20 protein-coding genes and 1 pseudogene are annotated in these 25,561 nt (G+C 73.3%); 8 read left to right on the top strand and 13 right to left on the bottom strand.

Annotation, left to right across the window (positions count from 1 at the left end):
- Positions 1 to 70 precede the first annotated feature (70 nt).
- From ACZOOI_RS35460 to pgfA, 8 genes are all read right to left on the bottom strand, one after another.
- Complete coding sequence (locus tag ACZOOI_RS35460; RefSeq protein ID WP_465283669.1) at positions 71 to 850, bottom strand: FkbM family methyltransferase; 780 nt, start codon at positions 848 to 850, stop codon at positions 71 to 73.
- The gene (locus ACZOOI_RS35455; protein ID WP_465284107.1) at positions 847 to 1,056 is read right to left on the bottom strand and encodes a Trm112 family protein; all 210 of its coding nucleotides are present in this window, start codon (positions 1,054 to 1,056) and stop codon (positions 847 to 849) included. The genes ACZOOI_RS35460 and ACZOOI_RS35455 overlap by 4 nt, the downstream gene beginning before the upstream one ends.
- 1,009 nt (positions 1,057 to 2,065) lie before the next feature.
- Positions 2,066 to 2,785: a class I SAM-dependent methyltransferase gene (locus ACZOOI_RS35450; protein ID WP_465283668.1), complete on the bottom strand. Its 720-nt coding sequence runs from the start codon at positions 2,783 to 2,785 to the stop codon at positions 2,066 to 2,068.
- Positions 2,782 to 4,188: a condensation protein gene (locus tag ACZOOI_RS35445; protein WP_465283667.1), complete on the bottom strand. Its 1,407-nt coding sequence runs from the start codon at positions 4,186 to 4,188 to the stop codon at positions 2,782 to 2,784. The genes ACZOOI_RS35450 and ACZOOI_RS35445 overlap by 4 nt, the downstream gene beginning before the upstream one ends.
- Positions 4,185 to 8,732, bottom strand: a complete 4,548-nt coding sequence (locus ACZOOI_RS35440) for an alpha-(1->3)-arabinofuranosyltransferase domain-containing protein (RefSeq protein WP_465283666.1) — start codon at positions 8,730 to 8,732, stop codon at positions 4,185 to 4,187. The genes ACZOOI_RS35445 and ACZOOI_RS35440 overlap by 4 nt, the downstream gene beginning before the upstream one ends.
- Positions 8,733 to 8,820: 88 nt before the next feature.
- Positions 8,821 to 9,546 carry a class I SAM-dependent methyltransferase gene (locus tag ACZOOI_RS35435; protein ID WP_465283665.1) on the bottom strand — a complete coding sequence of 242 codons (726 nt, stop codon included), beginning with the start codon at positions 9,544 to 9,546 and terminating at the stop codon, positions 8,821 to 8,823.
- 4 nt (positions 9,547 to 9,550) lie between these two features.
- On the bottom strand, positions 9,551 to 10,714 hold the full coding sequence (locus tag ACZOOI_RS35430; RefSeq protein WP_465283664.1) for a glycosyltransferase family 4 protein: 1,164 nt from the start codon (positions 10,712 to 10,714) through the stop codon (positions 9,551 to 9,553).
- Between the two features lie 154 nt (positions 10,715 to 10,868).
- The gene (gene pgfA, locus ACZOOI_RS35425) at positions 10,869 to 11,969 is read right to left on the bottom strand and encodes a cell envelope lipid trafficking protein PgfA (RefSeq protein ID WP_465283663.1); all 1,101 of its coding nucleotides are present in this window, start codon (positions 11,967 to 11,969) and stop codon (positions 10,869 to 10,871) included.
- 169 nt (positions 11,970 to 12,138) lie between these two features.
- On the opposite strand from pgfA, the gene ACZOOI_RS35420 reads away from it, so the two are divergent.
- Complete coding sequence (locus ACZOOI_RS35420; protein ID WP_465283662.1) at positions 12,139 to 12,303, top strand: hypothetical protein; 165 nt, start codon at positions 12,139 to 12,141, stop codon at positions 12,301 to 12,303.
- An 89-nt stretch (positions 12,304 to 12,392) separates the two neighbouring features.
- Positions 12,393 to 13,607, top strand: a complete 1,215-nt coding sequence (locus ACZOOI_RS35415; RefSeq protein WP_465283661.1) for a PucR-like N-terminal domain-containing protein — start codon at positions 12,393 to 12,395, stop codon at positions 13,605 to 13,607.
- 80 nt (positions 13,608 to 13,687) lie between these two features.
- On the opposite strand, the gene ACZOOI_RS35410 is transcribed toward ACZOOI_RS35415, so the two are convergent.
- Positions 13,688 to 13,993: a hypothetical protein gene (locus tag ACZOOI_RS35410; protein WP_465283660.1), complete on the bottom strand. Its 306-nt coding sequence runs from the start codon at positions 13,991 to 13,993 to the stop codon at positions 13,688 to 13,690.
- Positions 13,994 to 14,246: 253 nt separating this feature from the next.
- Between ACZOOI_RS35410 and ACZOOI_RS35405 the strand changes: the two genes are divergently transcribed.
- The 4 genes and pseudogenes from ACZOOI_RS35405 (at position 14,247) to ACZOOI_RS35390 (ending at position 18,129) form a co-directional block, all read left to right on the top strand.
- Positions 14,247 to 14,459, top strand: a complete 213-nt coding sequence (locus tag ACZOOI_RS35405) for a DUF5999 family protein (RefSeq protein ID WP_465283659.1) — start codon at positions 14,247 to 14,249, stop codon at positions 14,457 to 14,459.
- A 145-nt stretch (positions 14,460 to 14,604) separates the two neighbouring features.
- Positions 14,605 to 15,492: pseudogene (locus ACZOOI_RS35400) on the top strand (type III polyketide synthase); the annotation flags it as partial.
- Positions 15,493 to 16,590 (top strand): TIGR03084 family metal-binding protein, encoded by a 1,098-nt coding sequence (locus ACZOOI_RS35395; RefSeq protein ID WP_465284106.1) that lies wholly within the window; start codon positions 15,493 to 15,495, stop codon positions 16,588 to 16,590. It begins immediately after the preceding pseudogene.
- Positions 16,591 to 16,764: 174 nt separating this feature from the next.
- Positions 16,765 to 18,129, top strand: coding sequence for a chloride channel protein (locus tag ACZOOI_RS35390; RefSeq protein WP_465284105.1), 1,365 nt, complete (start codon positions 16,765 to 16,767; stop codon positions 18,127 to 18,129).
- Between the two features lie 145 nt (positions 18,130 to 18,274).
- On the opposite strand, the gene ACZOOI_RS35385 is transcribed toward ACZOOI_RS35390, so the two are convergent.
- A complete protein-coding gene (locus tag ACZOOI_RS35385; protein ID WP_465283658.1) occupies positions 18,275 to 19,591 on the bottom strand; it encodes a citrate/2-methylcitrate synthase in 1,317 nt (438 codons plus the stop codon).
- A gap of 115 nt (positions 19,592 to 19,706) precedes the next feature.
- On the opposite strand from ACZOOI_RS35385, the gene ACZOOI_RS35380 reads away from it, so the two are divergent.
- Together ACZOOI_RS35380 and ACZOOI_RS35375 are read left to right on the top strand one after the other, a co-directional pair.
- Positions 19,707 to 20,885, top strand: coding sequence for a citrate/2-methylcitrate synthase (locus tag ACZOOI_RS35380; protein ID WP_465283657.1), 1,179 nt, complete (start codon positions 19,707 to 19,709; stop codon positions 20,883 to 20,885).
- A gap of 312 nt (positions 20,886 to 21,197) precedes the next feature.
- Positions 21,198 to 22,940: a chitinase gene (locus ACZOOI_RS35375; protein WP_465283656.1), complete on the top strand. Its 1,743-nt coding sequence runs from the start codon at positions 21,198 to 21,200 to the stop codon at positions 22,938 to 22,940.
- 92 nt (positions 22,941 to 23,032) lie between these two features.
- Here the strand turns inward: ACZOOI_RS35375 and ACZOOI_RS35370 are convergent, their stop codons facing one another.
- From ACZOOI_RS35370 to ACZOOI_RS35360, 3 genes are all read right to left on the bottom strand, one after another.
- The gene (locus ACZOOI_RS35370; RefSeq protein WP_465283655.1) at positions 23,033 to 23,707 is read right to left on the bottom strand and encodes a HutD/Ves family protein; all 675 of its coding nucleotides are present in this window, start codon (positions 23,705 to 23,707) and stop codon (positions 23,033 to 23,035) included.
- Between the two features lie 159 nt (positions 23,708 to 23,866).
- Positions 23,867 to 24,199: a cupin domain-containing protein gene (locus ACZOOI_RS35365; RefSeq protein ID WP_465283654.1), complete on the bottom strand. Its 333-nt coding sequence runs from the start codon at positions 24,197 to 24,199 to the stop codon at positions 23,867 to 23,869.
- A gap of 23 nt (positions 24,200 to 24,222) precedes the next feature.
- Positions 24,223 to 25,485, bottom strand: a complete 1,263-nt coding sequence (locus tag ACZOOI_RS35360; protein WP_465283653.1) for an MFS transporter — start codon at positions 25,483 to 25,485, stop codon at positions 24,223 to 24,225.
- Between the last annotated feature and the right edge of the window lie 76 nt (positions 25,486 to 25,561).

Below are 25,561 nucleotides of genomic sequence, written 5' to 3'. Positions count from 1 at the left end.
ACGCAACCGGTCGCGGATCACCGATTCGGCGCCCGTGCGCGCGGGCCGCCCGGTGCGCGCGCCGCGACGGTCAGCCGCCCGCCCCCGGACCCGGCTGCCGCGCCCCCGGCAGGAACAGCACCGAGTTGACGTAGCGCCGACTGAACGGTGCCAACGTGCGGCGCAGCAGGCCGCGTTCGGCCACATGCGACGTGCGCGCCTGATGGCCGGCCAGATCGAAGTCGGCCAGGGGCAGCCAGTGCCGGCCGGGCAATACCCAGCCCCGGTAGTCCAGTCGGTGGAGGAAGTCGAGCACCGGCGTGGGCGACTGGATGCGCGCCTCCAACTCGATGAACAGCGCCGGGTGGTCCCGATTCAGCATGTCCTGGGCACCGTGCAGCACGGCCGATTCGCTGCCGTCCACGTCGATCTTGACGAACCTGACGTCGGTCAGGCCGAGATCGTCCAGGCGCACACAGGGTACGTCCAGCGCCCGATCGTGGATCTGCCTGCGCACGAGCGAGGACACGCCGCGATCACCGCGGTCGCCCGGTGGCAACCACAGTGCGACGGTGCCGCCGGCGCGGTCGCCGGCCGCGGCGCCCACCACGCGTACGTTGGCCGGCGTGCCGGTGTCGAGCAACGCGGCCAGGTGCGGTACCGGCTCCACCGTCACCACCGACTCCGCGCGCCCGGCCAGTCGCCGGGACCACGGCCCGTACCAGCCGCCCACGTCGACGGCGGTGCCGCCGCGCGGGACGAAGTCGGCGATCCGCCGCAACTCCGGTTCGAAGCGCGGGTACAGCACGTCGACGGCGGCGATGACCAGTCGCGGGGACACCCGGGGTGCGAGCCGGGCGGCGAGCGTCATCGGGTGACCCGTCGGGTGAGTCGGGCGTGTTCGTCGTCCGAGACCCGGACGCCGGAGGAGGGGAGGAGTTGGGGGATTCCGTCGACGATCGGGTAGCGGCGGTGCAGTCTCGGGTTGTACAAGGCGTCCTCCGAAGGAAGCAGGGTGAGTGGTCCCTTGTCCAGTGGGCAGGCCAGGATCCGGAGGAGCGGATCGTCGGGTTGCATGGGCGACTCCTCTGGCGGGGCGGTGACTTCCGGTGTGCGGCGCGCGTCTTCCTCGGGGTCGATGTCCTCCGCGGCGCCGGTGTCCCGGTCGTGTCGGGGCAGGAGCAGCAGGACGGTCACGGCGAGCATGCCGCCGAGCAGGCGCAGGGTCGGTCGGACCCGGTCGTTTGGCAGCGCCTCGCCGAAGGCGAAGCTGCCCGGCCCGGCGATGAGCAGCGCGGAGACCGTGGTGCACACCGGCACGAGCAGCGAGGCCCGGCAGCGTTGCAGCGCGGTCTGCGACAACACCAGGCCGGCCGCGCCGATGCCGACGAGCAGGTACGGGTAGGGGGAGCGGAGCAGGTCGAGGGCCGTGGCGCCGATGCCGTGCCGGCCGAGCCGGCCGGAGATGCCCTTGATCGCCAGCGAACTCACCCCGTACAGCAGGCCCATCGCGACGCCGTAGGCCACGCCGGTGGCGGGTGGGCGGCCGGGGGTGCGAGCGCGCCGGTCCGCGGCGCGGTACAGCCACAGGCCGGCCGCGAGGGCCGGCAGGCAGACCGCCAGGAACCGGCCGAGCGGGGCATGTTCGCCGACCGGGTCGGCATCGCGCAACGAGGCGACGATCATCGCCAGTGCGGCGAGCACGGCCAGTACGCCCGCGCGTTCCCGGCCGCCGGGGCGCTCGCCCAGCACCGCCGAGGACAGCAGGAGCAGCAGGACCAGGCCCGCGACGAACAGGCCCTGGGCCGCGGCGATGGGCAGCGCGCGGTAGACGGCGAGCTGGGCGACGAAGCCCGCGGCCAGCGCGAGCGAGCCGGCCGACCACAGCGGGCTGCCCAGGAGCAGGCGCAACAATCGGAGCGGCCGGCCGACCGACAGCGCCGGCAGATCGCCCAACGCCCGCTTCTGCAGCACGAATCCGGTGCTGTAGAGCACGTTGGCCACCAGCGCCGCGGCCACTCCCCACCACATGCTCACCACCCCGCCGGGCGCCGCAACGGGGTGAGCGCCGTGGATCCGGTCACGGCTAGACCCGCCGGGCGTGCACGAGCAGGATCGAGGCGAGCGAGGGGGCCAGGCACGCGGCCCGGTCCAGCGGCCCGAGCACCCGCGGCACCCCGTGGAACGGCGCACCGGCCGTGCGGACCACCTCGAAGCCCGATGCGGTGAGGAAGTCGCGCAGCGCGCGGGCGGTGTACAGCCGCAGGTGGCCGACCACCTGCGAGCCGGGTCGGCCGTGGATGCCGCGCAGGCTGACCTCGGAGAAGACCGGTTGCACGCCCGCGAGCAGCAACGCCCGGTTGTACCAGGCGGCCAGGTTCGGCGTGGAGAGCATCAGGTGGCCGCGCGGCTTGAGCACCCGGCGCAGTTCGTCCAGTGCAGCGTCCGGATTCACCAGGTGTTCGAGCACTTCGCCGAACAGCACCGCGTCCACGCTGGCGTCGGCCAACGGCAGCCCGCCGTCCGTCAGTTCGCCGCGGACCACGTGCGTCATGCGGGTGCTCGCCCGGCGCAACGCCTCCTGCGACCAGTCGATGCCGATCAGGGTCCGGCCGGCCGGCATCGGGCCCGCGATCGAGGCCGCCGAGCCGTCGCCGCAGCCGACGTCGACCACCAGGGCCGGGCCGGGGCCGAGCGCGCGGGCCAGCATCGCGGCCTGGCGTCGGCTGCGTTCGGAGCCGGAGGCGACCGGTACCGCCGGGTCCTCGTAGAACTCGCGCAGCCGGGCCGAGCGGGTGGCGGTCATCGTGAACCACCTTCGTGGGGGACCGGCCCGGGGACCGGTTCGGCGACCGGCCCGGCGACCGGATCGGCGCCGAGGGCGGCGGCCGAGACGGTGTCGAGGTATTCCGCGAAGAAGCCGTACAGCCGCTGTCCGGCCGCGTCGTCGAGCAGTGCGCGGGACCAGCGCAGTCCCACGTACAGGCGGCCTGCGATGCCGGTCGTGGTGATCGTCAGGCCCCGGGGCATGCGGGTGGGTGCGGTGAACCAGACCGCCTCCGCCCGGCCCGCGTCGCCGAAGTCCAGCGGGTAGGGGATCCGTCCGAGATTGCTGAGCAGTGTCGTCGAGGTCCAGGGTGCGAGTGCGCGACCGAGGCCGCGGGTGATCGCGGCACGCAGGTCGACCGGGAGGATTGGGGCGGCGAGCAGGGCCACGCCGCGACCGAGTGCAGGACCCGGCGTGGCCCTGAGCCGCCTGGTCCGGCAGGCCGTGCGGCGAAGCAGTCCGACGATCGCCTCCGGGCTCGGTTCGTGCGCGTACTCGCGGGCGCCGAAGGCGACTTCGACCAGTCGGGTGCCGTTGCCGATGGGCATCTCGACGCCCCGGGGGCGGTCGTCGACCGGCATGGTGATCCGGATCGGCCGGGCCGGTGCGCCGTGCAGCCGGTTCCACCGGGCGATGGTCAGGCATGTGGCCACGAGGAGGCGGTCGTTGACGGTGTGGTCGGCGTCGGGTGGGCGTGGGTGGACCGGGAGTTCGCCCAGGACGACGCCGTTGCCCCGGCGCCGATGCGCGAGCGGTGCGGGGGCCGGCGCGACCCGGGCGGAGCGGGCCAGTGGCGGGCCGGGATCCAGCGGCGGCCCCGAGCCGGCGGCGCCGGGCGGGGCGGCCCGGACCGGAGCGGGTTCGGCGCCGGTTCCGCTGTACACCTCGGCGGCGGTGGCCAGGACGCGCAGGAAGGCGGGTCCGTCGAGGGCGGTGTGGTGGATCGTGCACAGCAGTACGCACCCGCCGGAGGTCGCGGACGCGCGGACCACGTCCAGCCGGACCGGCGGGGACAGGGACAGCGGCGGGGCCTCGTCCAGGGCCCCGGCCCGGGCCAGGGCCAACGCGTCCGGTCCGGCCGACGGGAAGCGGACCGGTTCGACGTCGGGGGCGGCGGTGAGTTCCCATTCGTAGCGCCGCCGGTACCACCGGCCGGGGGCCTCGCGGACCAGGATGCGCCCGTGTCGGCGCAGCGCGGTGCCGAACGCGGCGCGCAGTCGGGCCGGATCCGGCTGTCCGGGCAGCCGGATCTCCATGTGCACCCCGATCGGTTCGCCGGGCCGCTGACCCTGCCGGGACATCTCGTCGACGAGCGGGAACGGGATTCGGGCGAGGGCCGGTTCCACCGGGAGTCCGGGCCGTGCCGGGCGGGCTGCGGTCATGGTCGGTCGGCCTCCTTGCCGTCGGACGGCGGCGTCGGCAACGGCGCGGTGTCGGCCTCCCGGTCCGGGCGGGCCGGCGGGGGCGGGGCGTGGTCGTCCCGGGCCGGGGGGCCCGATGGCGGCGCGGCGTGGTCGTCCCGCTCCGGGTGGCTCGGCAGGGGCGCCGTGTGGTCGGCCCGCTCCGGGTGGGCGTGCCCCGGCGTCGGTGCTTCGCTTGCCGGGGTTCGGTCGGGCGGCGCCGGTTCGGCCGTCGATACGGGCCCGGCCGCGGACGCCTTCGCCTCGCCCGGCCTCGGTGGTCCCGAGGGCGCGGGTTGTCCGTCGAGTGTCTCCGGGGATGTGGGCCGTGCCGCGCGTGGTGAACGGCCGTGCCGGGAACCGGATGCGCCGGCGGGCAGCCCGCCCGGGTCGGCGCCGCCCGTGGTCACCAGCGCCGCGATCAGCGCGATCAGCGCGAGCAGTTGGGCGGCGGGTCCGAACGCGCCCGCGTCGTCGACCACCGGCTCGTCCGCGCCGACCGCCGCCGCGATCCCGGCGCCGGCCATCGCCACGAGTGCGATCGGGACGAGCAGCCGGTGACGCAGATGGGCGACCACCGCGAGCGCGGGCACCAGCAGCGCGACCGGGCCCGCCACCACGGCGATCACGACGGTGAGTGCGAGCACGCCCAGGATGCGGCCGGGCGGCGGCGGGTCGGCCGGTGCCTCGTCGAGCCCGGCCGGCTCCGGCCTCCGGCGGCGCAGGAAGGCGAGGGCGATCAGGGCGGCCGGGGCGACCGCGCCGCCGATCAGCCCGGCCCGGTAGATGCCGCCCGGTTCGTAGTCGAGTTCGATCGTGCCGGCCGCGCCGGCGGGCACCAACCAGCCCTGCTGCCAACCGTCGATGCGTACCGGACGCAGTTCCTTGCCGTGCAGCGTGGCCTTCCAACCGGAGTTGTGGTTCTCGTACATCTGCAGATAGGTGGCCTCGCCCGCACCCATCCGTACCGAGCGGTGGTCGCCGCTCCAGTCGGCGGCGGTGGCCGAGCGGGCGGACTGCCGGGCCGTGGCCGGGAGTCGGCCCCGGGTCGCGGTCACGTCGGTGATCTCCAGCGGCCCCTGGTTGCCGGCCTCGACCGTGTGCAGCCCCGAACCCAGCGGCAGGGAGCCGCCGGATGCCTCCGCCGCGCACAACCTCACCGAAACGGGCCGGCGTTCGAGCAGGTCGCGCACCGACCCGGCGGCGCCGGTGGCGTGCAGCACGCCGTCCACCGCCAGCGGCGGTCCCTGCCCGCACGGCAGCGTGAAGCCGAGCTTCGGGTCCGGCGGCTGGGTGCGCAGAGCGGCCAACGCCGGGATGTGGATCTCGCTGAGCCCGACCGGCAGTTGCAGCCGCTTGCCGGCGAGCGGGTTGTGCACGGTCAGCGGTGCGGTCCGGGTGATCGTGACGGTGATGCGGTCGGTGTCGATCGGACCGAATCGGGCCAGTCCGTTCTCGTCCACGGTGGTGGTCACCGAGCCGTCGGGAGAGCTGATCCGCACCTCCTCCGGTCGGCTGGACAGCCCGCTCGCCGGGCCGAAGACGAGCTGATCGATGATCGTGCGGTCCGGCCAGCTCAGGTGGACCACGGGCCGGTCCCCGGCGATCCATGCCGTGGTCAGGTCGCCGTCCACGAGGTTGCGCGGGCTGAGTGAACGGCCGGTGTGACCGGTCGAGTCGGCGGTGACGGTGATCCGCTTGGCCTGCTCGGGCGCGGCGCCCAGCACCAGCCGGTCCAGCTCCGGGCCCGGCGTCGCCACGGCGCGGATGTCGAAGGCGAAGTCGCCGGCCTGCGGGGTGGTGAACCGGCGGTGCAGCCCGTCCTCGGCGGCCACCGGGGAGAGCCCGCCGGGGGCGATGTCGCGGTGCAGCGAGTAGACCGAGGTCTCGGCGCTGCTCCTGTCCGCGTCGGTGGGCAGGCGCAGCAGCCGGGAGACCTGTACGCCGGGGATGGCCACCTCGGCGAAGCCCGCGCCGGACAGCCCGGAGCGCGCGATCCGCGCGTCGAGAATGGTGACCTTGAGCCACGTGGCCGCCCCCGGGGGCGCCTGCACCGATTGGGCGGTGCCCTCGGGCCGCACCGTGCTGTCCCTGGCGCCGCGATCGGTCTCGATCCGCACCCGGATCGGCGCCGCACGCATGTCGTCGCCGGCCAGCGGAGTCAGCGACAGCGCCGCGGGGATGTCGGTCGGCGCGGTGAAGGCGACCTTCAGCCACTGACCGTCCGGCTCGCCGGGACTTCCCTCGGCCCACGCGGTCGCCGGATCGCCGTCGAAGGCGTTCACCGGGTCGAACTGCGGCAGGTGGAAGAGCCAGTTGCCGCTGCTGGACGCGCTCACCGACGCCGCACCGCGCAACTCGGCGGTGCTCTGGTGGTCGGCTCCGCGGACGGGCAGGATCTGCTTCGGCTTCGCGCCCGCGTTCTGCGTGCTGTCGGAGGGGTTTCGCTCCTTCGCGGTGTACGGGTAGGACGTGTTGGCGTTGATCAGCCCGAAACGGGTGTCCGCGCGGCGCAGTCCGTCCGCGACGAGCCGGGTGCCGGGCCGGTCGATGCCCGGGTGGGCGTCGCCGGTGAGCACCGTGGGTCGATCGCGCAGGGTGGGATCGGCGGACAGTTGCAGCAGCGCCTCCGGGCCGCCGCTGAGCACCGCGGTGTCGGCCACCGCGCGGCTGCCGACCCGGCCGGGCCGCGGGGTGTCCGCGGCCGGCTCGTAGATCTCGACGGCCTGCCGGCGACTGAACAGACCCTGTACCTGGACGGGGGTGTCCTCGGGGATCCGGCCGCCGGTGATCAACGGCCCGAATCCGGTGACCCGGTGGTAGCCGGAGGCTTCCAGGGTGCGGATGACGGTGGCCGGCGGGACGTAGCCGATCTGGTCCGGATCCAGGTCGTTGCGCACCACCACCGTGTACAGCCCGGCGCGGGAGAGGAAGTCCCGCAATCCGGGCACCGTGCCGCCGGTGAGCAGCGCCTGCTCCACCGCGTCGGTCGCCCGCCGCACCCCGGGCGTGCCGAACGGGACGAAGTCCCGCTGCGCCCACGGCGAATCGGCCAGCGGGTCGAGTGGTTCGTCGATCGGGGAGCCCCACGTGTACAGCCCGTGGGCGGTCGCGGGCACCACCAGGGCCCGGCTGTCCGGGGAGTGCTTCTCCAGCCAGTCGGCGGTCCGTCGCCAGTGGTCGGGCAGCCTGGTGAAGGCCCCCGGTTGCAGCACCGTGCCGTTGAGGTACGGCCAGGCCAGGCCGGGCAGGATCAGCAGCGCGGCGATCGCGGGCGCGAACCGGCGGGTCGGCCGGGGCAGGACGGGGTTGCGCTCGCCCACCGTGCCCACCAGGTGGGTCAGGCCGAGCACCAGGGCCAGGGCCAGGCCCGGCTCGAACTTGTAGATGTTGCGGAACGGACGCAGCCACCCGTCGAGCCAGTCCCGGGCGGTGCCGTGGAACGGAGCGCCGAACGAACCGCCGTAGCCGGCCAGGGCGATCAGCGCCACGATCAGCACGGTCAGGGTCAGCCAGCGGCGCTCGGGCAGGTCCCGGCGGGCCAGCCCGGCCAGGCCGAGCGCGGCGGCGAAGGCCGACCCGAGGATGGTCACCACGGCGGTCGCCACGGTCCACCCGGCGGGCAGCCACGGCTCGCCGAAGTGCAGATAGGCGACCCAGTCGCCCGCACCGCGCAGCAGTTCGGTCGCGGACATCGTGCGGGTGGTGGTCTCGGCCTGCTCGATGTAGGGCAGGAAGTTCTCGCCGTAGATGCCGAGCAGCAGCAGCGGGACCACCCACCACGCGGTGGCGAGCAGCAGGCCGGGAACCCACCAGCCGATCAGCGCCCACTTGCGCGGCCCGGCCGGGCGGGTGAGCAGGTACAGCCCGACCGGCAGCAGCGCGGCCAGGGTCGAGGCGGCGTTGACGCCGCCCATGAACGGGATGAGCAGCGCCGAACGGGCAGCCGCCGTACGCGGGTTCAGCCGCGGCGAGGCCAGCGGCAGAAGTACCCACGGCAGCAGCGCGCCGGGCAGCACCGCGGCCGAGGTGGACCCGATCACGATGGTGAAGGTCGGCCACAGCGCGTAGGCCACCGCACCGAGCAGCCGACTGCGCGCGGTGCCCACCCGCAACCGCTCGGCCAGCCGCAATGCGCCCCAGAAGGCGGTGCTGACGATCAGCGAGAGCCACAGGCGTTCGGCGAGCCAGATCGGCAGGTGGATCAGATCGGCCAGCGCGTAGTAGGGCAGGATCGGGAAGGCGTAGCCCACGTACTGGTCGGCGAGGCCGCCGAAGCCGCCCCGATCGTGCCACAGACTGCCCAGGTCGCCGATGAATTTCCACGGGTCGGTGACCACGCCGAGCTTGGTCTCGAACGTCATCCGGCCCGGTGCCTTGGCCAGGAACGCGACGAAGACGACCGCCCAGAACGCCGGCAGCCAGGTCCGCCGGCGCGGTCGGTCGGCCGGTGGTTCGGCCGGCGGCACCTCGGTGGGCGGCCGACCGGGCCGGGCCGGGGGGAGGGACAGGGTCGTATCGGTCACGAGTGCCTCCTGCGGAGCGCGCGCGATGCCCGGGCGCCGGGATGCCGGCGGGCGGGACCGACGGGTGCGTCGGGCGATGGCGCCGCCGTCACGGGCACCGCCGAAGAATGAGGAGCAGATTCCAGGTGAGGACCTCGCGCAGCCCGGGAACGCGGGTGACCGCCCCGGGCAGAACGGGCCAGTAGCGGGACCGGGCCGAGACCACCACCACGTCCGGGCGGGCCCGGACGTGCCGCAGCGTGGGCCCGATGTGCACGGCGAACAGGTTCTCGCCCAGGGTGTGCTTGGCGGCACGGCCGGTGCGCCGCGTGTACCGGGCCCGGGCGCGCTCGGCGCCCAGGTAGTGCCAGGGCGCCCACTCGTGACCGCCCCACGGGGAGTACCAGTTGGTGAAGGCGACGTAGATCAACCCGCCCGGGCGGGTGACCCGGACCAGTTCGCTCAGGAAGGTCTGCGGATCCGCGACGTGCTCCAGCACATTGGACGAGAAGCACACGTCGGCCACGCCGTCGGCGAGCGGCAGCAGGTAGCCGTCGGCCAGCACGACACCCCGGGGTGGCGTGCCGGGCGTGGCCAGTTCCCGCGGATTCGGTTCGAAGAGGTATCCGTGGGCTCCGCGCCGGCGGAACTCCCGGGTGAAGTGCCCGCTGCCGCCGCCCACGTCCACCACCACCCGACCGCGCACCCGGACATGCCGCTCGACCTGGTCGGCGGCGTCGCGAGCGAGCAGCCCGTAGCACCGGTCCGGGTCGTGCCGCTCCTGCCGGAAGGCCCGAAGGAGCGCGATCGACCTGCGCAGCGACGGGTCCTTCACGCGATCACCACGCGGTGTCGCCACCGGCGCCCGGAACGGACGCGGCCTCGGCGGCAACGGCCCGGAACCGGCGCACCGTGGCGGTCCAGCGAAACCGGCCGGCCCGCAGCCCGGCGGCGGCGCTCATCGCCGCGCATCGCCCGGGACTGAGCGCCAGGGTGCACCACGCGGCGGCGAACGAACTCTCGCCCCGGGCCAGGACCCCGGTGACGCCGTCGTCGATCGAGTCGCGCAGACCGGGGATGTCGAACCCGATCGCCGGCGTGTGTCGGGCCGCGGCCTCGGTCACCACCAGCCCCCAGCCCTCGACCACCGAGGGATGCAGCAACAGCCAGGCAGAGCACAACAATCGGTGCTTCTCGGCCTCGGAGACCCGGCCGGTGAACAGCACGCCGGGCCCGGCGAGGGCGCGCAGCCGGTCGCCCTCGGGGCCGTCGCCGACGATGACCAGTCGGCCACCGGTCACCGGCCGGACCCGCTCCCACAGGCGCAGCAGCAGGTCGATGCGCTTGTACTCGACCAGTCGGCCAACCGCCACGAACAGCGGCTCCGGCGACTTGGCGGCCCGCGGCCCGGGTTCCTCGACGCCGTTGTGCACCACGCGGATCCGGTCGGGCGGGACCCCGATCGCGCGCAGTGCGGCGGCGGTCGAACCGGACACCGCGACGATCAGGTTGCCCCGATGAGCGCCGGCCAGCCCCCAGCGCTCCAGCCGCCTGCCCAGCCGGGCGGCCGGCCCCGGGAACCGCATTCCCCACAGGTCGGTATGGACGTGGTTGACCAGGCACAGGGTGGGGCCGCGGTGCCACAGCGGGCTCAGGTAAGGCACGCCGTTGCAGACCTCGACGAGCAGGTCGCAGCCGCCGACGCGGCGATCGAGGGCACGGTGGGCGCGCAGGTAGTGGTCGGTGTCGCCGCCGACCGAGACCACGCGGTAGTCGCGGTCGGCGGCGGGCCCACCGCACAGCAGGGTCACCTGGTGGCCGTGGGCGGTGAGTCCGTCGGCCAGTCGATCGACCAGCAGTTCGGAGCCGCCCGCGGCCGGGTTGGCCAGGTCGCGGCGGGCCAGGAAGACGATCCGGCGAGGATGGGGGGATCGGCCGGGCGCGGGTGCGGATGGGGTCGGGCGGGGCGTCGGACGCAGCGCGGGAGGCACGTGCCGGGGCATGAGAGCTCCAACTCGTATCGGGCCTGGATCGAACGCGGGTCGGGTGCATGGGAAGTGCGGGATGTGCGGGGTGAGTTCGTAGTTTTCGCCACCCCCGTGTGCCGCGGCTACTCACGCAGGTGACAACTTTGCCGCCGCGAACACCGACGAACCTTCAGTTCGGTGCCGGTCGGCCGGAGTCGTCCCGCCCGGCAGCCCCCCGGCGCAGCCGCGGCAACCGGCGGGTGCGCACCCGCGCGCCCCGATCGGCGACCGGTTCGGCGGCCCGCTCGGCGACCGGTTCGGCGACCGGTTCGGCATCGGGGGAACCGCGCCGTGGTCCGCGGACCACCAACAGCGCTCCGAGCGCGGTGAGTACGGCCCCCGCACTGCCCGCGGCGAGCGGTGCGGTCTCGCCGACCAGCACCAGCTTGGCGCCGTCCCGCCGCGCCGCATCGACCTGGTGGCGCCGGGTTTCGGGCGTGAAGCGGATCTCGGAGCTGTCCAGCAGTACCACCGAAGCCGAACCCGCGCCGGGTGCCCGCAGGGTCTTGCGCGGGGCGATCCGGGCGTCGAGGACCCGGCCCGTGCGCGGGTCGACGACCAGATCGACACCGGCATTGGCGTACCACTCCTCGGCGAGCACCTGCGGCTGCGCGACGCCGACCAGGGCACCCGGGACCTGGCGGTCGCCGACCCGGGTGTCCGACACGGTGCCGGTGAAGCGATAGCCGCGGTGTCCGCGCACCTTCACCGTGCCGCGGTAGTCCAGCGGGATCGCCGCCCCCAATGTCTCGTCCCACCAGCGGTATCGCCGCTTCTCCAGATCGAACGGGAACTTCAGGAACGCCTCGCCCCGGAACGCCGGCGTCTCCCCGCAGCAGTGCACGGGAGCATTGGTACGCCGGTCGGTCACCCAGCGGGCCACCGTCCACTGGTAGGACCGACGCGGGTCGTGCTCGGCCAGGGTGGCCGGGGTGTCGATCGTGGTCGACACGTCCCACACCGCCCGGCCGCTGCGCTCGGCCTCCGCGACATTGCCCACCACCCGGCGGGTCACGGTGAGCGTCTCGCCGTGCACCGGCCGCAGCGCGGTGGTGTCGAAATAACTCCCGGTACCGGCGAACACCACGGTGTCGTCGATGTCGAGAGGGGTGCGCTCGGCCTGCGGCTCGACGTACCAGGCCAGCATCGCGGCCAGCACGAGCAGGAAGACTCCGGCTCCGAGCACGGCCAGGGACGGAATCGGGGAACGGGCGGAAAGGGTGCGGCGCATCCGGCACTCCTGACGGCAAAGGGCCTCGGGGACGTGCACGTCCGTCTCAGGCCGGGAACCGTAGGCGCACCCTTGACGGAGTGTCAATACGGCTCGCACACTGTGTTCACCACGGAGCCGGTGCATGGGAATGGGCGGGGTGCCCTCCGATCGAGAGGCTCGTCGAAGCATGCACAGACTGCTCGCCGCCGCGCTGACCGTGATCCTCGCCGCCGCCCTCGCCGTGGGTGCCGCGTTCGGCATCGTCGCCGCGTTGCACAAGACCCCCGAGCAACCCAACGTCCCGCTCGTGTCGTTCCGCACCGATTCCACCGCGCCGAACCCACAGCCCTGATGCCGACCCCGCATGCCGGGAAACGGGTCCGACCACGCGTGCACGCGCCGGGCACGGGCGCGGGCCACCCGCCGCGAGGGAGAGGCGACATGACGGTGCGCACCGCATGGCGGGACGTACCTCGGCCGCAACTGCGCCGGTTCGCCGATCTGGCCCTGGCCGAGATCCCCGACCTGGCGCAGGGCATCCTGCGCGACATCCGGGTCGAGTACCCCGCACTCCCGCTGATCCCGGACGATTCCGGCGAACCGATGGCCCTGGTCGCCATCCGACGCGCGCTGGCCGACTTCGTCTCGCACCTGCTCGACACCGACGACCGGCAGCACGAACGCCTGGAACTGTTCGAGATGTTCGGCCGCGCCGAGGTGCTCCAGGGGCGCAGCCTGGACTCGTTGCAGGCGGTCTACCGGCTCGGGGTGCGCCTCGCGTGGCGGCGGCTGGCCGAGATCGGTCAACAGGTGGAGATCCCGCCGCCCGCGATGTACGAACTCGCCGAGGCGGGCTTCGAATACCTCGACGGACTGGTCGCCCAGTCCGTGCACGGCTATGCCGAGGCCGCGGCCCGCCAGGTGGGCGAACGCCTGTGGGCGCAGAAGCGGTTGATCAAGCTGATGCTCACCGAGTACGGCACCGAGCCGGCGGGCGCGCTCGCCGAGCACGCCGCCCGGATCGGCTGGCCACTGCCCGAACAGGTCGCGGTGGGCGTGCTGTTGCGACCCGCGCCGGACGCGGTCGCGCCGGCGGTGGGTCGGGACGTGCTCCTGGACATGGAGTGCGAACGGCCCCGGATGATCCTGCCCGACCCGGACGCGGCCGGGCGTTCCGACCTGCTGCGCCGGGCGATGGCGGGTTGGTCGGGCGCGATCGGACCGGCCGTACCCCTGGCCGACGCGGCCAAGTCGCTGCACTGGGCCTGCACCGCACTGCGCCTGATGGAGCGCGGGCAACTGCCCGACGGGCGGGTGATCCGCTGCACCGAACACACCGAGGCGCTGGTGTTGTTGCCGCCCGAGGAGCTGATCGAGGACCTGGCCCGCCGCTGCCTGGCGCCGCTGGACAACTGCGCGCCCGCACACTCGCGTCGGCTGGCCGAGACCCTGCTCGCCTGGTTGGAGACCCGCGGCGGCGCACCGGAGATCGCGGCACTGCTGGGCGTGCACGCGCAGACCGTGCGCTATCGGCTGCGCCGGATCCGGGAGTTGCTGGGCGACGAGATGGACGAACCGGATCGCCGCTTCGAGTTGGAACTGGTGCTTCGGGCCCGGCGGTTGCGCGAGGACAAGGCGGCGGCGCGGCGGGACTGAGGACGCGGCCGGGGTCGGGGACGTGCCCCACCCCACGAGGACTTGGCCGGTGACGTGCCCCACCCGACCGAGGACTCGCCCTACGGGTGCGAGGGGTGCGCCGATTCGGTCGGTGTCGTCGGCGTCGGCGGCGCCGTGGTCGGTGTCGGTGGCGTCCACGGCGTCGGTTGCCGGGTCGGTGACCACTCCCAGCTCTCCGACGGGGGCCGCTCCGGAGTGGACGGCCGCGCGAACGGCCCCATGCGCTGGTTCATCAGGACCAGCATGACCACGACGAAGACCATGGTGATCACGGTCAGTGCCAGACCGATGGGGTTGCGGACGTTGAATACGTAGGGGCCCGGCCCCCGCCTGCTCCGCTTGAGGATCGGTTCGTCGTCGTTCACGTCCGGCAGCATATTCCGAACGTGCGAGCGAGCACCCGACCCGCCGGTGGGTCGCTCCGAACGCGATGCCGTCCCGTCCGCCCACCTCGGCCCGCCCACCGACCCGGGACATCGGCCGTCGATTCGGGGCCGTGGCCTCATCCGCCCGGGACCGCGGGAGGCGCACGGTTGGCATGTGACCGAACAACCGACCCACCCCGTGGCAGCTCAGCGATCCGCCGCCACCCACGGCACTCCCGGAAGGACCGGGACCATGTGCCGGCACTCTCCCCCCTGTCCCGCCGCATCGGCCTCCGACCATCTCGCGGCACACGTCGTACAGAGCCATCCCGAGCAGGGCTGGAGCCTGCTGTGCAACGGCGTGGTGATCTTCGAGGACACCGGCGCGCTGCTGCCCGACGGTGCGATCGAGGCCCCACACCGGGTGGGCCCGCCCCGGTCGATCCCGATGCAGGCGGCCCGGTAACCGAGCGCACCGCACCGATGCCGGTGCCGTGCCCGGCGACATCCACCCCGCTGTGGCGGCCGGACGCGGCACCGAAACCACCGATGACCCGCGGAGAACCGCATCCGGTTCTCCGCGGTTCCGCACCAGGCAAGGAAGACCACTCGTGAGTATTCTGTGCCGGCCCGCCGTGGCCGTCCCCGAGAACGTCATCACCATGGACGAGTCGCTGGAGATCGTTCGCCGACTGCACGCGGACAACCCCCGACTGCCGCTCGCGCTGTGGCTGATCGAGAACACCGGCGTACGCAAACGACATCTCGTCCAGCCGATCGAGCGCACCCTGCGCCATCCCGGCTTCGAGGCCCGCAACCTCCTCTACCACGAGCAGGCCAGGCTGTGGGTGCCCCCGGTGATCCGCCGGGCACTGGCCAACGCGGAACTGGACGTACGCGACGTGGACCTGCTGATCTACGTCTCGTGTACCGGATTCGGCATGCCGTCGATGACCGCCTGGCTGATCAACGAACTGGGCATGCGCTCGGACACCCGCCGGCTGCCGATCGCCCAGCTCGGCTGTGCGGCGGGCGGCGCCGCGATCAACCGGGCGCACGACTTCTGTACCGCCCATCCCGGCCTCAACGCGCTGATCGTGGCCTGCGAGTTCTGCTCGCTGTGCTACCAGCCCGCCGATGCCGACATCGGCTCGCTGCTCTGCGACGGCTTGTTCGGCGACGCGGTCGCGGCGGCCGTGGTGTGCGGCGCGGGCGGCACCGGCGTCCGGCTCGAACGCAACGCCTCCCACCTGATCCCGCACACCCAGGACTGGATCTGCTACGCGGTCAAGGACACCGGCTTCCACTTCCGCCTGGACAAGCGGGTGCCCGCCACGATGGAGCCACTGGCACCGGTCATCGAGGAACTGGTCGCCCGGCACGCCTGGGACGCCTCGGACCTGGACTTCTACATCGTGCACGCCGGCGGTCCGCGGATCCTGGACGACCTGAGCACATTCCTCCGCGTCGCCCCCGAGGCGTTCCGGCACAGCCGGGCCATGCCCCGGAGGGACGAGCAACCCGGTCGGGCCCTGCCGGGGTGCATGCCCGCTTCGCGGTCACGGTCGAGCCGTCCGCTACGCGCTCGGGATGCACGTCCGCTACGCGCCCGCCACCCCACACCACACGACCAACCGCCCCGCAGCACCCGGCCCGACCCCGGCCCGGCCGCGCAGCGGACGCGCGACCGGCCCGTAGGGGCCGCGCACCCGGCTCGGAGAGACCGGCCGGACCCCGAGCCCGTAGGGGACGCGCAACCGGCCGTGCAGCGTGGGGGCGGTGATGGGAGGACGGGGACGATGGTGGATCTCGCGGCCGTTCTGGACGACCTCGGAGCGGAGAGTGCCGCGCCGGACCGGCTCGTCGGCGGGTTGGCGCCGCACGCGTGGGCCATGCCGACGCCTGTGCCGGGGTGGACCATCGCCCACCGGATCGCGCACCTGGCCTGGACCGACGATCAGGTCCGGCTCGCGGCGAGCGACCCGGCCGGCTTCGCCGCCGCCGTCGCGGAGGCCGGGGCCGACCCCGACGGCTTCGTGGACCGAGCGGCCGAGCGCGGCGCGGCGGCGCCGCCGGATCGCATCCTGGCCGGCTGGCGTGCCGGTCGCGATGCCGTGGCCGAGGTGCCGGCGGCGGTACCGGCGGGCGGGCGGTTGCCCTGGTACGGGCCGCCGATGAGCGCCGCGTCGATGGCCGGCGCCCGGATCATGGAGACATGGGCGCACGGTCAGGACGTCGCCGACACCCTCGGCGTACGGCTCGCGCCCAGCGCCCGGCTGCGCCAGGTGGCCCGGATCGGTGTCCGGGCCCGGGACTACGCCTACTTCGTGCACGATCTGCGCCCGCCCGAGCGGGAGTTCCGGGTCGAGCTGAGCGGCGGGCCCGAGGTCGGCGGCGCCTGGACGTACGGCCCCGAGGACGCGGATGAGCGGGTGACCGGCCCCTTGCTCGACTTCTGCCTCCCGGTCACCCGACGCCGGCACGCCGACGACCTCGCCGTCCGTGCGCAGGGCGACGAGGCGGTGCGCCGGCTGGAAATTGCCCAGTGCTACGCCGGCCCACCCGGGCCGGGCGGCGCCCCCGGCCGGTTCGCCTGACCTCGGGTGGCGCCCCGCTCCTGGTGCGATTGGGCCGGGGGCATGACGGTGCGAGGCATCCCGGAGTGCCGTGGGCCGGGTGCGCGGAGCCCGCTCCCGCTGCGTGATATCACCGGACAAAGGCTTGTGAGCCGACGCCTTCGTGCGGGTTCCGATGCTGAGGAGACGATGAGAGTGTCGGCCACGCCCGCCGGAGTGCCCGAAACCGCGCCACTCGACCCCTTCGCGCCCGTCCGTGCCCGCGGATACGTGGGGCTTCTGGTGATGGCGGCGATCCTCGGAGTCCCGATCTCGGCGGCGGCGTTCGGATTCCTCGCCCTCGTCTCCCGACTGGAGTCGCTGACCTATACCGACCTGCCCGAGGCCGTGGGCTTCGACGGCACGCCCTCGTGGTGGCCGGTGCCGCTGCTCGCCGTGGCGGGTCTGCTGGTCGGACTGATCATTCGTCGGTTACCGGGGGAAGGGGGCCACAAGCCGGCCGAGGGCGTTTCCTCGACGGGCGCGCCGTCCGCGGCGGAACTGCCCGGTATCGCGCTCGCGGCGCTGGCCTCCCTCGGGATCGGCGTCGTCCTGGGGCCGGAGGCGCCGCTGATCACCCTCGGCGCCGGCCTCGCCGTGCTCGGCGCACGCCTGGTGAAGCGGGACATCGAGCCGAAGGCGAGCGCCATCGTGGGCGCTGCCGGGAGCTTCGCCGCGGTCAGCGCGCTGCTGGGATCACCGCTCCTGGGCGCGTTCCTGCTGATGGAGGCTTCGGGCCTGGCCGGGCCGATGCTCGGGATGGTGCTGGTGCCGGGCCTGCTGGCCGCCGGCATCGGTTCGCTCGTCTTCATCGGGCTGGGCTCGTGGACCGGCCTGGGCACGTACTCCCTGGCCCTTGACGACGTGCCCCACGCCGACGTGCCGGATGTCGCGTCGTTCGGCTGGGCTCTCGTCATCGGGCTCGCGGCGGCCTTCCTCGGCACCGGCATCCGTCGGGGCGCCCTGTACGCGCAGGCGCGAGTCGAGCAGTGGAGGGTGCCGGCCACAGTGATGATGGGCGCGATCGTCGGAGTGGCCGCGTTCCTGTACGCCGAAGGATCGGGCTACGACGCGTCGGGGGTGCTGTATTCGGGGCAGCACGGGCTGAACCCCCTGCTCGCCGACAGCGCCGGATACTCGGTGGGCGCGCTTGTGCTGCTCATCGTCTGCAAGTCGGTGGCGTACTGCGCGTCACTGAGCAGCTTCCGCGGCGGCCTCGTCTTCCCCTCGATGTTCGTGGGCGCGGTGGGCGGGATCGCGCTGTCCCATCTCCCCGGGCTGGACCTGACGTCCGGATTCGCGATGGGCATCGGTGCCATGTGCGTGGCGATGCTGAAACTCCCGATGACCTCGGTGCTGCTGGCCACCCTGCTGCTGGGGTCGCAGGGGCTTACCGTGATGCCGCTCGTGATCCTCGCGGTGGTGGTCTCGTACGTCGTCTCGCTGAGACTCACCCCGGTGCCCGCAGCCCCGGCCGCCGCCCCGTCCCCAGCGCCGGCCGTCGGCGGGGACACGGCCTGAGCCGACGCCCGCTCCGGTGTGCGCGAGTGGGGGTCGTCGGTGCCGCGCACGCCTTTCGGTGGGCCTGCGCACGGGGACCGAGGGGCACTGACGCCGCCGGCCGCGATCCGAACGGAAGATCGTCCCCGCGGCCGGACGGCGGCGCTCAGTCCCGACGTGCCTTCGGATTGCCGGCGTCGCCGGCGGTGCCGCCGGTGGCGGGACGCGGGCCGGTGTAGACGCCGACGGCGCGGTAGCGCAGGCCGGGTTGCCGGTATTCCTCCAGGGCGTGGGCGAGCCAGCCGATCGAGCGGGCCATCGCGAAGATCGCCTCGCCGGCGTCCGGTCGCATGTCCATCGCGTGCGTCAGGGCCGCGAGCGCCAGGTCGACGTTGGCGAACATGTTCTCGCGGGTCGCGGTTTCCCGGGTCAGGGCGTCCACGGCCCGGACCACCCGGGCGACCCGGTCGTCGTCCCGGGCATGCTCGCGCAGCAGGTCGAGCACCAGGTCGGCGCGCGGATCGCGGTCCACATAGAGCACGTGGCCCAGGCCGGGCAGGTGCTCGCCGGCGCGGAGGCGGTCGGCGATCGCGATCGTGGGGCTGCCCGCGGGGTCGAGCGCGTCGCGCAGGAAGCGGTGGGTCAGGCCGATCGCGGCGCCGTGGTGGCGGCCGTCGACCACACCGAGGCCGGCGGACACCACGGCGTACACGTCCGCCCGCGCGCTCGCCGCCACCCGCGCGGTCAGCGTCGAGACCGCCAGGTCGTGGTCGGCCATCAGCACCAGTGCGGCGTTCAGCAGGCGCACGTGTTCCGGTGTGGCCGGCCGGGCGGTGAGTTTCGGCCACAGCCGCTCGGCCAGGGTGCGGCCGGTCGGCGGCCGCGCGCCCGCGCACGGCGGCAGGGTGTCGGCGATCACCGCGAGCAGGGTCTCGCCGCCGCGGACGACCGCCGGTTCGGACAGGTCGTAGCGCAGCGGGTCGGTCGTGCCGGTCGCGGCCACGATCATCCGGATGCGGTCGATCAGCCGGGCGGTGTCCGGCAGGAGGGCGACCGTGCGGCGGACCGTCTCGACCCGTTCGGCGGAGACCTCGAACGAGGGAACGTCCGCGAGTTCGGCCCGCCACAGCCAGTGCGCCACCGACTCGAGGCGGTGTTCGGCGAGTTCGCGCACGTCTCGACCGCGGTAGTACAGGCGGTCGTCGGCCAACAGGGTCAGGTGGGTGTGGATGCGCTCGATCGAACCGTTGGGGTCGCGCCGCCCGCCGGTGCGCTCGGCCAGCGCCTCCACCTCGGCGGTGGCGAACCGGCTGCCGCGTTGCCGGGACTCGTCGCGCACGCTGGTCAACAATCCGCGGCTGACGTAGGCGTAGATCGTTTCGGGCTTGACCCCCAACCGCTGCGCGGCCTGGGCTGTGGTCAGGTAGTCGGCGGGGTAATCCTGCTCACTTCCACCGCCCTGAGCCCTGCGCCGACAAGCCACTTCGCCCGCACCTCCGCCGCACATTGACGTAGTCAACATTGACGATACTCGACGCCGTGATCGACATTCTTGGTGGGCGGGCCGGTGCGGCTCCGCCGAGGATGGGAGGCATGTCATGGCGGTCGCCGGTGACGAGCGGATCGACGTACCAAGGGGCCTGAAGGGGGTGGTGGTCACCACCACCGAACTGGGCGACGTGCGGGGCAACGAGGGCTTCTACCACTACCGGCAGTACTCGGCGATCGAACTGGCCGGCACCCGCACCTTCGAGGACGTGTGGTTCCTGTTCGTGCACGGCCGGTTGCCCGCGGCCGAGGAACGGGCGCCGTTCGCCGCGGAGATCGCCCGCCTGCGGGTGTTGCCCGAGGAACTGCGGCCGGTGTTGCGGTCGATCGCCATGGCCGGCGAGCAGTTCGACCCGCTCGCCGGATTGCGTACCGCGCTGTCGCTGATCGGCGCCGCGCGCAACCTGCCACCGCTGTGGGAGTGCGATCCGCGGCGGCGCGCGGCGGACGCGTTGCTGGTCGGCGCGGTGACCCCGACCATCCTGGCGGCGCTGTACCGCATCCGCGCGGGCGCCGAGCCGCTGGAGCCGCGGGACGACCTGTCCACGGCGGCCAACTGGCTCCACCTGGTGACCGGAACGGAACCCGAGCCCGCGCAGGTGGCCGCCATCGAGCGCTACCTGATCGCGACCATCGACCACGGCTTCAACGCCTCCACGTTCACCGCGCGGGTGATCGCCTCCTCGGGGGCGGACCTGGTCTCCGCGGTGGCCGGCGCGATCGGCGCGTTCTCCGGCCCACTGCACGGCGGTGCGCCGGATCGGGCCCTGGAGGCGCTGGACGAGATCGGCTCGCCGGAGCGGATCGACGCGTGGGTGCGGGCCAGGATCGCCGCGGGGGAGCGGATCATGGGCTTCGGACACGCGGTCTACCGCACCGAGGATCCGCGCGCGGTGATGCTGGCCGAGATCGCCGCCGAACTCGCCGAACACGCCGACGCGCAGGGCGTGGAACTGGTGGAGTTCGCCACCGCGGTACACCGTCGGGTGACCGGGATCCTGGCCGAACTCAAGCCGGGCCGCGAGTTGCACGTCAACGTGGAGTTCTACGCGGGCGTGGTGATGCAGCTGTGCGGGATCCCGCGGAGCATGTTCACCCCGACGTTCACCGCGAGCCGGGTGATCGGGTGGTGCGCGAACATCCTGGAGCAGGCCGAGGACACCAAGATCATCCGCCCGATCGCCCGCTACACCGGCCCGCCACCGCCGCAGCCCGTCCCGAGCGCCTGAACCCGCCGCCGCCCGGGGATCGAGGCGTGATCGAAGCGGGGGGCGAGAGTGGGGGCCCGGCCGGGGCCGAGGTCGTGCGGAGGCAATTGGTCCAGACCTATTGACAGTTCGCGGGCACCGGCGGTCAACTCGTCTGACACACAGGCACCCCCGGCACCCTCGGGTGCGCCCGGACGGCCTGCGCACGCCCTGCGCCGAGGCAGCCTGACGTCCCATCAGGCAGTGCGGTGCCGACCCGGGTCCACCCTCCCTTCCACGCACGCCCACGCCCGCAGGCAATCGCCCGGGCCGGTACGGGAGGAACACCCCACGATGGCACCGATACGTCCCCCAGTCGGCCGCGCGGACCAGGCCGCCGCACGCCGCAGGCGCACCCCGCGCCGCCTCGTCACCACCCTGCTCACCGCATGCGCGATGGCCTCGGCCGGCCTGATCGCGCTCGCCTCTCCCGCGCCGGCCGCCGCCGAACTCGTGGTGAACGGCGGCTTCGAGTCCGGCCTGTCCGGCTGGACCTGCTCCGGCGGTTCCGGCAGCCCGGTGAGCACGCCGGTACACACCGGCACCGGCGCCCTCAAGGCCACCCCGGCGGGCGGCGACAACGCCCGCTGCACCCAGACCGTGGCGGTGCGACCCGACTCCGACTACACCGAATCCGCCTGGGTCCAGGGCTCGTACATCCACCTCGGCGCGAGCGGCACCGGCACCACGGACGTCTCCACCTGGACCTCCTCGGCCACCACGTGGCAAAAGCTCACCACCACGTTCCGCACCGGCCCGAACACCACCAGCGTCACACTCCACCTCAACGGCTGGTACGGACAACCCGCCTACCTCGCGGACGACGTCTCGCTCGTCGGCCCCGGCGGCAACACCACGATCCCGGCCGTCCCCACCGGCCTGGCCGCGGCCGGCAGCACCGCGCGCAGCGTCTCGCTGACCTGGTCCGCGGTGCCCGGCGCGACCGCGTACGACGTCTTCCGCGCCGACACCAAGGTGGCCACCGTCACCGGCCCCGCCGCCGAGATACCGGGCCTGACCCCCGAGACGACCTACACCTTCTCCGTCGCCGCGACCAACAGCGCCGGAACGTCCGCGCGTTCGGCGCCGGTCACGGTCACCACCGGTCCGGACGGGCCCACCGGCCAGGACCCGACCGGCCTGCCCAAGCGGGTGATGACCGGCTACTGGCACAACTTCGTCAACGGCTCCGCGAACCTGCGCCTGCGCGACGTGCCCACGTCCTACAACCTGGTCGCGGTTGCCTTCGCCGAGGCCGACCGCACCCGCTGGGGCGCGGTCACCTTCGGCGTCGACCCGGGCCTGTCCACCGCGCTCGGCGGCTACACCAACGCCGACCTCAAGGCCGACGTCGCCACCATGCACGCCCGCGGACAGAAGGTGATCCTGTCGGTCGGCGGCGAACTCGGCGCGGTCTGGGTCGGCGACAGCGCGTCGGCGGCCACCTTCGCGAGCACCACCACCGCGCTGCTGCGCGAATACGGCTTCGACGGCGTCGACATCGACCTGGAGAACGGGGTCAGCCCCACGTACATGGCCACCGCGCTGCGCGCCATCCGGGCGCAAATCGGCACGAGCCTGATCATCACGATGGCCCCGCAGACCCTGGACATGCAGTCCAACCAGGCCGCGTACTTCCAACTCGCCCTGGGCATCAAGGACATCCTGACCATCGTGCACATGCAGTACTACAACTCCGGAACCATGTTCGGCTGCGACCAGAAGCTCTACGCCCAGGGCGGCGTCGACTTCCTGACCGCCCAGGCGTGCATCCAACTCCAGGGCGGGCTGCGCCCCGACCAGGTCGCGCTCGGCGTACCGGCCACCGGACGCGCGGCCGGCAGCGGCCACGTCTCGCCCGGTGTGGTGAACAACGCGCTGGACTGCCTGGCCACGGGCACCAGTTGCGGGAGCTTCCGACCCGCCACCACCTGGCCCGGCATCCGCGGGGCGATGACGTGGTCGGTCAACTGGGACGCGACCGCCGGCTACGCCCTGGCCAACACGATCGCGGCGCACCTGCGCACGATGCCCTGAACCGTCCGGACGTCAGCGTTACCCGATCGGCGACACCGCGTCGGCAGCACGGCGCGGGCGCCACTGGCACGAGCGCTACCGCACAGCCACCCCTACAGCGGACGAAGGTCCGCCCACAGCGCGACCGCACCGCTTGCGAGCGGCACCGCCGGCCCGGCGGTGCCGCTCGTCCACCAGGCCCCCTGCCCCGCCCGCAGCGCCGACCCGGACCCGTCGCCGGCCGGCGCGGACAGGACGTACACCACGCCGGCGTGACCGGCGGGCGGGAGCACCGGTGCATCGGTACGGCGCACGCGGGCGGCCCATCGCCCGCGCCGGGTCATGATGTTGAGCACGCGGGTGTCGCCGCCGAGCAGCGTGGCCCGCAGTCCCGTGTCACCGGAGAAGGCGAACGGCTCGCCGGGTCGGTCCAGACGGTGGTCGAGCCCGTCGTCGCCGACCAGGTGCACGCCGGCGCCCGCCAACAGGGTGATCGTGCGGTCGACGCCGGGGAAGGCGGAGAACGGCCCGTCGGCGGCGATCGTCGCGATGCTCGCGCGCCAGTCGAAGTCCGCCTCGGCCGAGTCCGTCGGCGACTGCGACCCGATCTCGCGGGTGTCGCCGCCGCCGTTGCGCCACGGGCCGACCGGTAGCGTCTCGACGTCGAACAGGTTCATCACGCGCTTGCCTACCTCGGGTCGGGGCTGCTCCGGCACCGCCATGATGCCGGCGGGCCGGCCGAGGTCGTGCCACGCGAGCCGGGCACCGTCACGGTCGACCTTGCTCACACCCGCTCGTGTGCCATGGAACACAATGGACGAGGGCTTGGCGATCGACGCCGAGGAGCAGCCGATGGACCGCTCCGGGCCCCGCACATAGGAATCCCGTCCGACCCGGGCAGCACGCTCTCCCGCCCGGGCCGGACGCCGATCCGCGACCGGCGCCGGTCAGTCCCGCTTGGCCACGGTGAGCAGCACCGCCGAATCCTCCAGCGCCTCCACGCTGTGCCGCGTCTTGGGGCCGACCAGGAAGTCGCCGGACCGCCCCTCCCACGACGTCTCGCCGCTGACCAGCACGACCCGCCCGCGCAGCACCAGCAGCGTGGCCTCGCCGGGATTCTCGTGCTCGGCCAGCACGGTGCCCGCGGTCAGCACGATCAGGGTCTGCCGCAACACGTGCTCGTGGCCGCCGTACACGGTGTGGGCGCTGCGCCCCGTCGACGAGGCAGCGGCGAGCTTGAGCAGTTCGCGGACCTGGGCATCCAAGGAGAGCTTTTCCATGGTCACAGTGTGCACACGCGCACTCACCAAACCCCCGAACGACCCAACCCGATCGCCCCTGGTTCGGCCGGCGCGCGGGTGGCCGGCGTCGGCCTCCGGGCGGGTGCCGGCGCGGCCTCGGGGGAGCGTTGGTGCGGCCGCATCCGGTCCAGGTTGAGTCGCAGCAGCATCGCGGCCAGTGCGGCGAGGGCGAAGCCGGCGCCGACCCAGGCCAGTTCGCGCGCCCCGGCGGCGCTCAGCACCCAACCGCCGACCGTGGTGCCCGCCGTGATTCCCAGGTTGGAGAAGGAGATGAACAGGCTGTTGCCGAACTCGGGGAAGTCCCGGGCGTCGCGGCCCAGCCAACTCTGGCTGACGATCAGCCCGCCGGCGTGCACCGCGCCCCAGATCGGTACCGCTGCCACCATCGCCGCGGGGTACGGGCCGACCGCGTACAGCAGCGGATAGACGGCCAGGCACAGCGCGGGAAACAACAGCACCGTGCGGATCGGGTTGCGCCGCAACAGCGCGCCGAAGGCGAAGTTGCCCAGGATCATTACGACGCCGAAGGCCATCAGCAGTGCGCCGACCCAGGACCCGTCCAGGTCGGTGACCTCGTCCAGGTATTCGGCGAAGTAGCCGTAGACCGAGAACATCGAGGCGAAGACCAGGACCACGGACAGGATGGTCAGCCACATCCGGCCGCTGCGCAGCACGCCCACCTGGGCGCCGTAGGAGTGTCGCCGCTCCACCGGCATGGCCGGGAGGAAGCGCAGGATGCCCACGAACGCGATCAGGTTGACCGCGGCGGCGAACCAGAACGCCGCCTGGAGGGAGAGGTGCTCGGCGAGGTAGGAGGTCAGCGGCACGCCGAAGGCGAAGCCGACGGTGACGCCGGCGAACACGCGCGTGGTGGCCCGCACCGCGTCCCGCGCGGGCACCAGCTTCGCCGCGGTCGCCAGCGCGACCGAGAAGAAGACCGGATGGAAGACGGCGGGGATGATCCGGAACGCGAACATCACCTCGAACCGGGTGGTCAGCGCGTACACCGCATTCGACACGGCGAACACGGCGATCGCCGTCGCGAGCACGGTCTTGCGGTTGACGCCCGAGGCGAGCAGCGTCATGAACGGCCCGGACACCGCGATCACCAGGGCGAACACGCCGACGAGCAGACCGGCGGTGGAGGCGCTGACATCCAGACTGGCCGCGACCTGGGGCAGCACGCCGACGATGCCCATCTCGGTGGTGATGATCCCGAACACGCCCAGGGCGAGGGTCGGGACCGTCAGGGAGGTGTTTCTCATCGTGGCCTTTCGATTCTCTCGATACATATCGAGATATGTAGATGCATCAAGGCAGGGGAACGCCCCGAGGAGGGCG

It is taken from the genome of Embleya sp. L77 (assembly GCF_055557415.1).
Note: the sequence above shows the minus strand (reverse complement) of the source record. Positions and strands in the feature narration are given on the sequence as shown.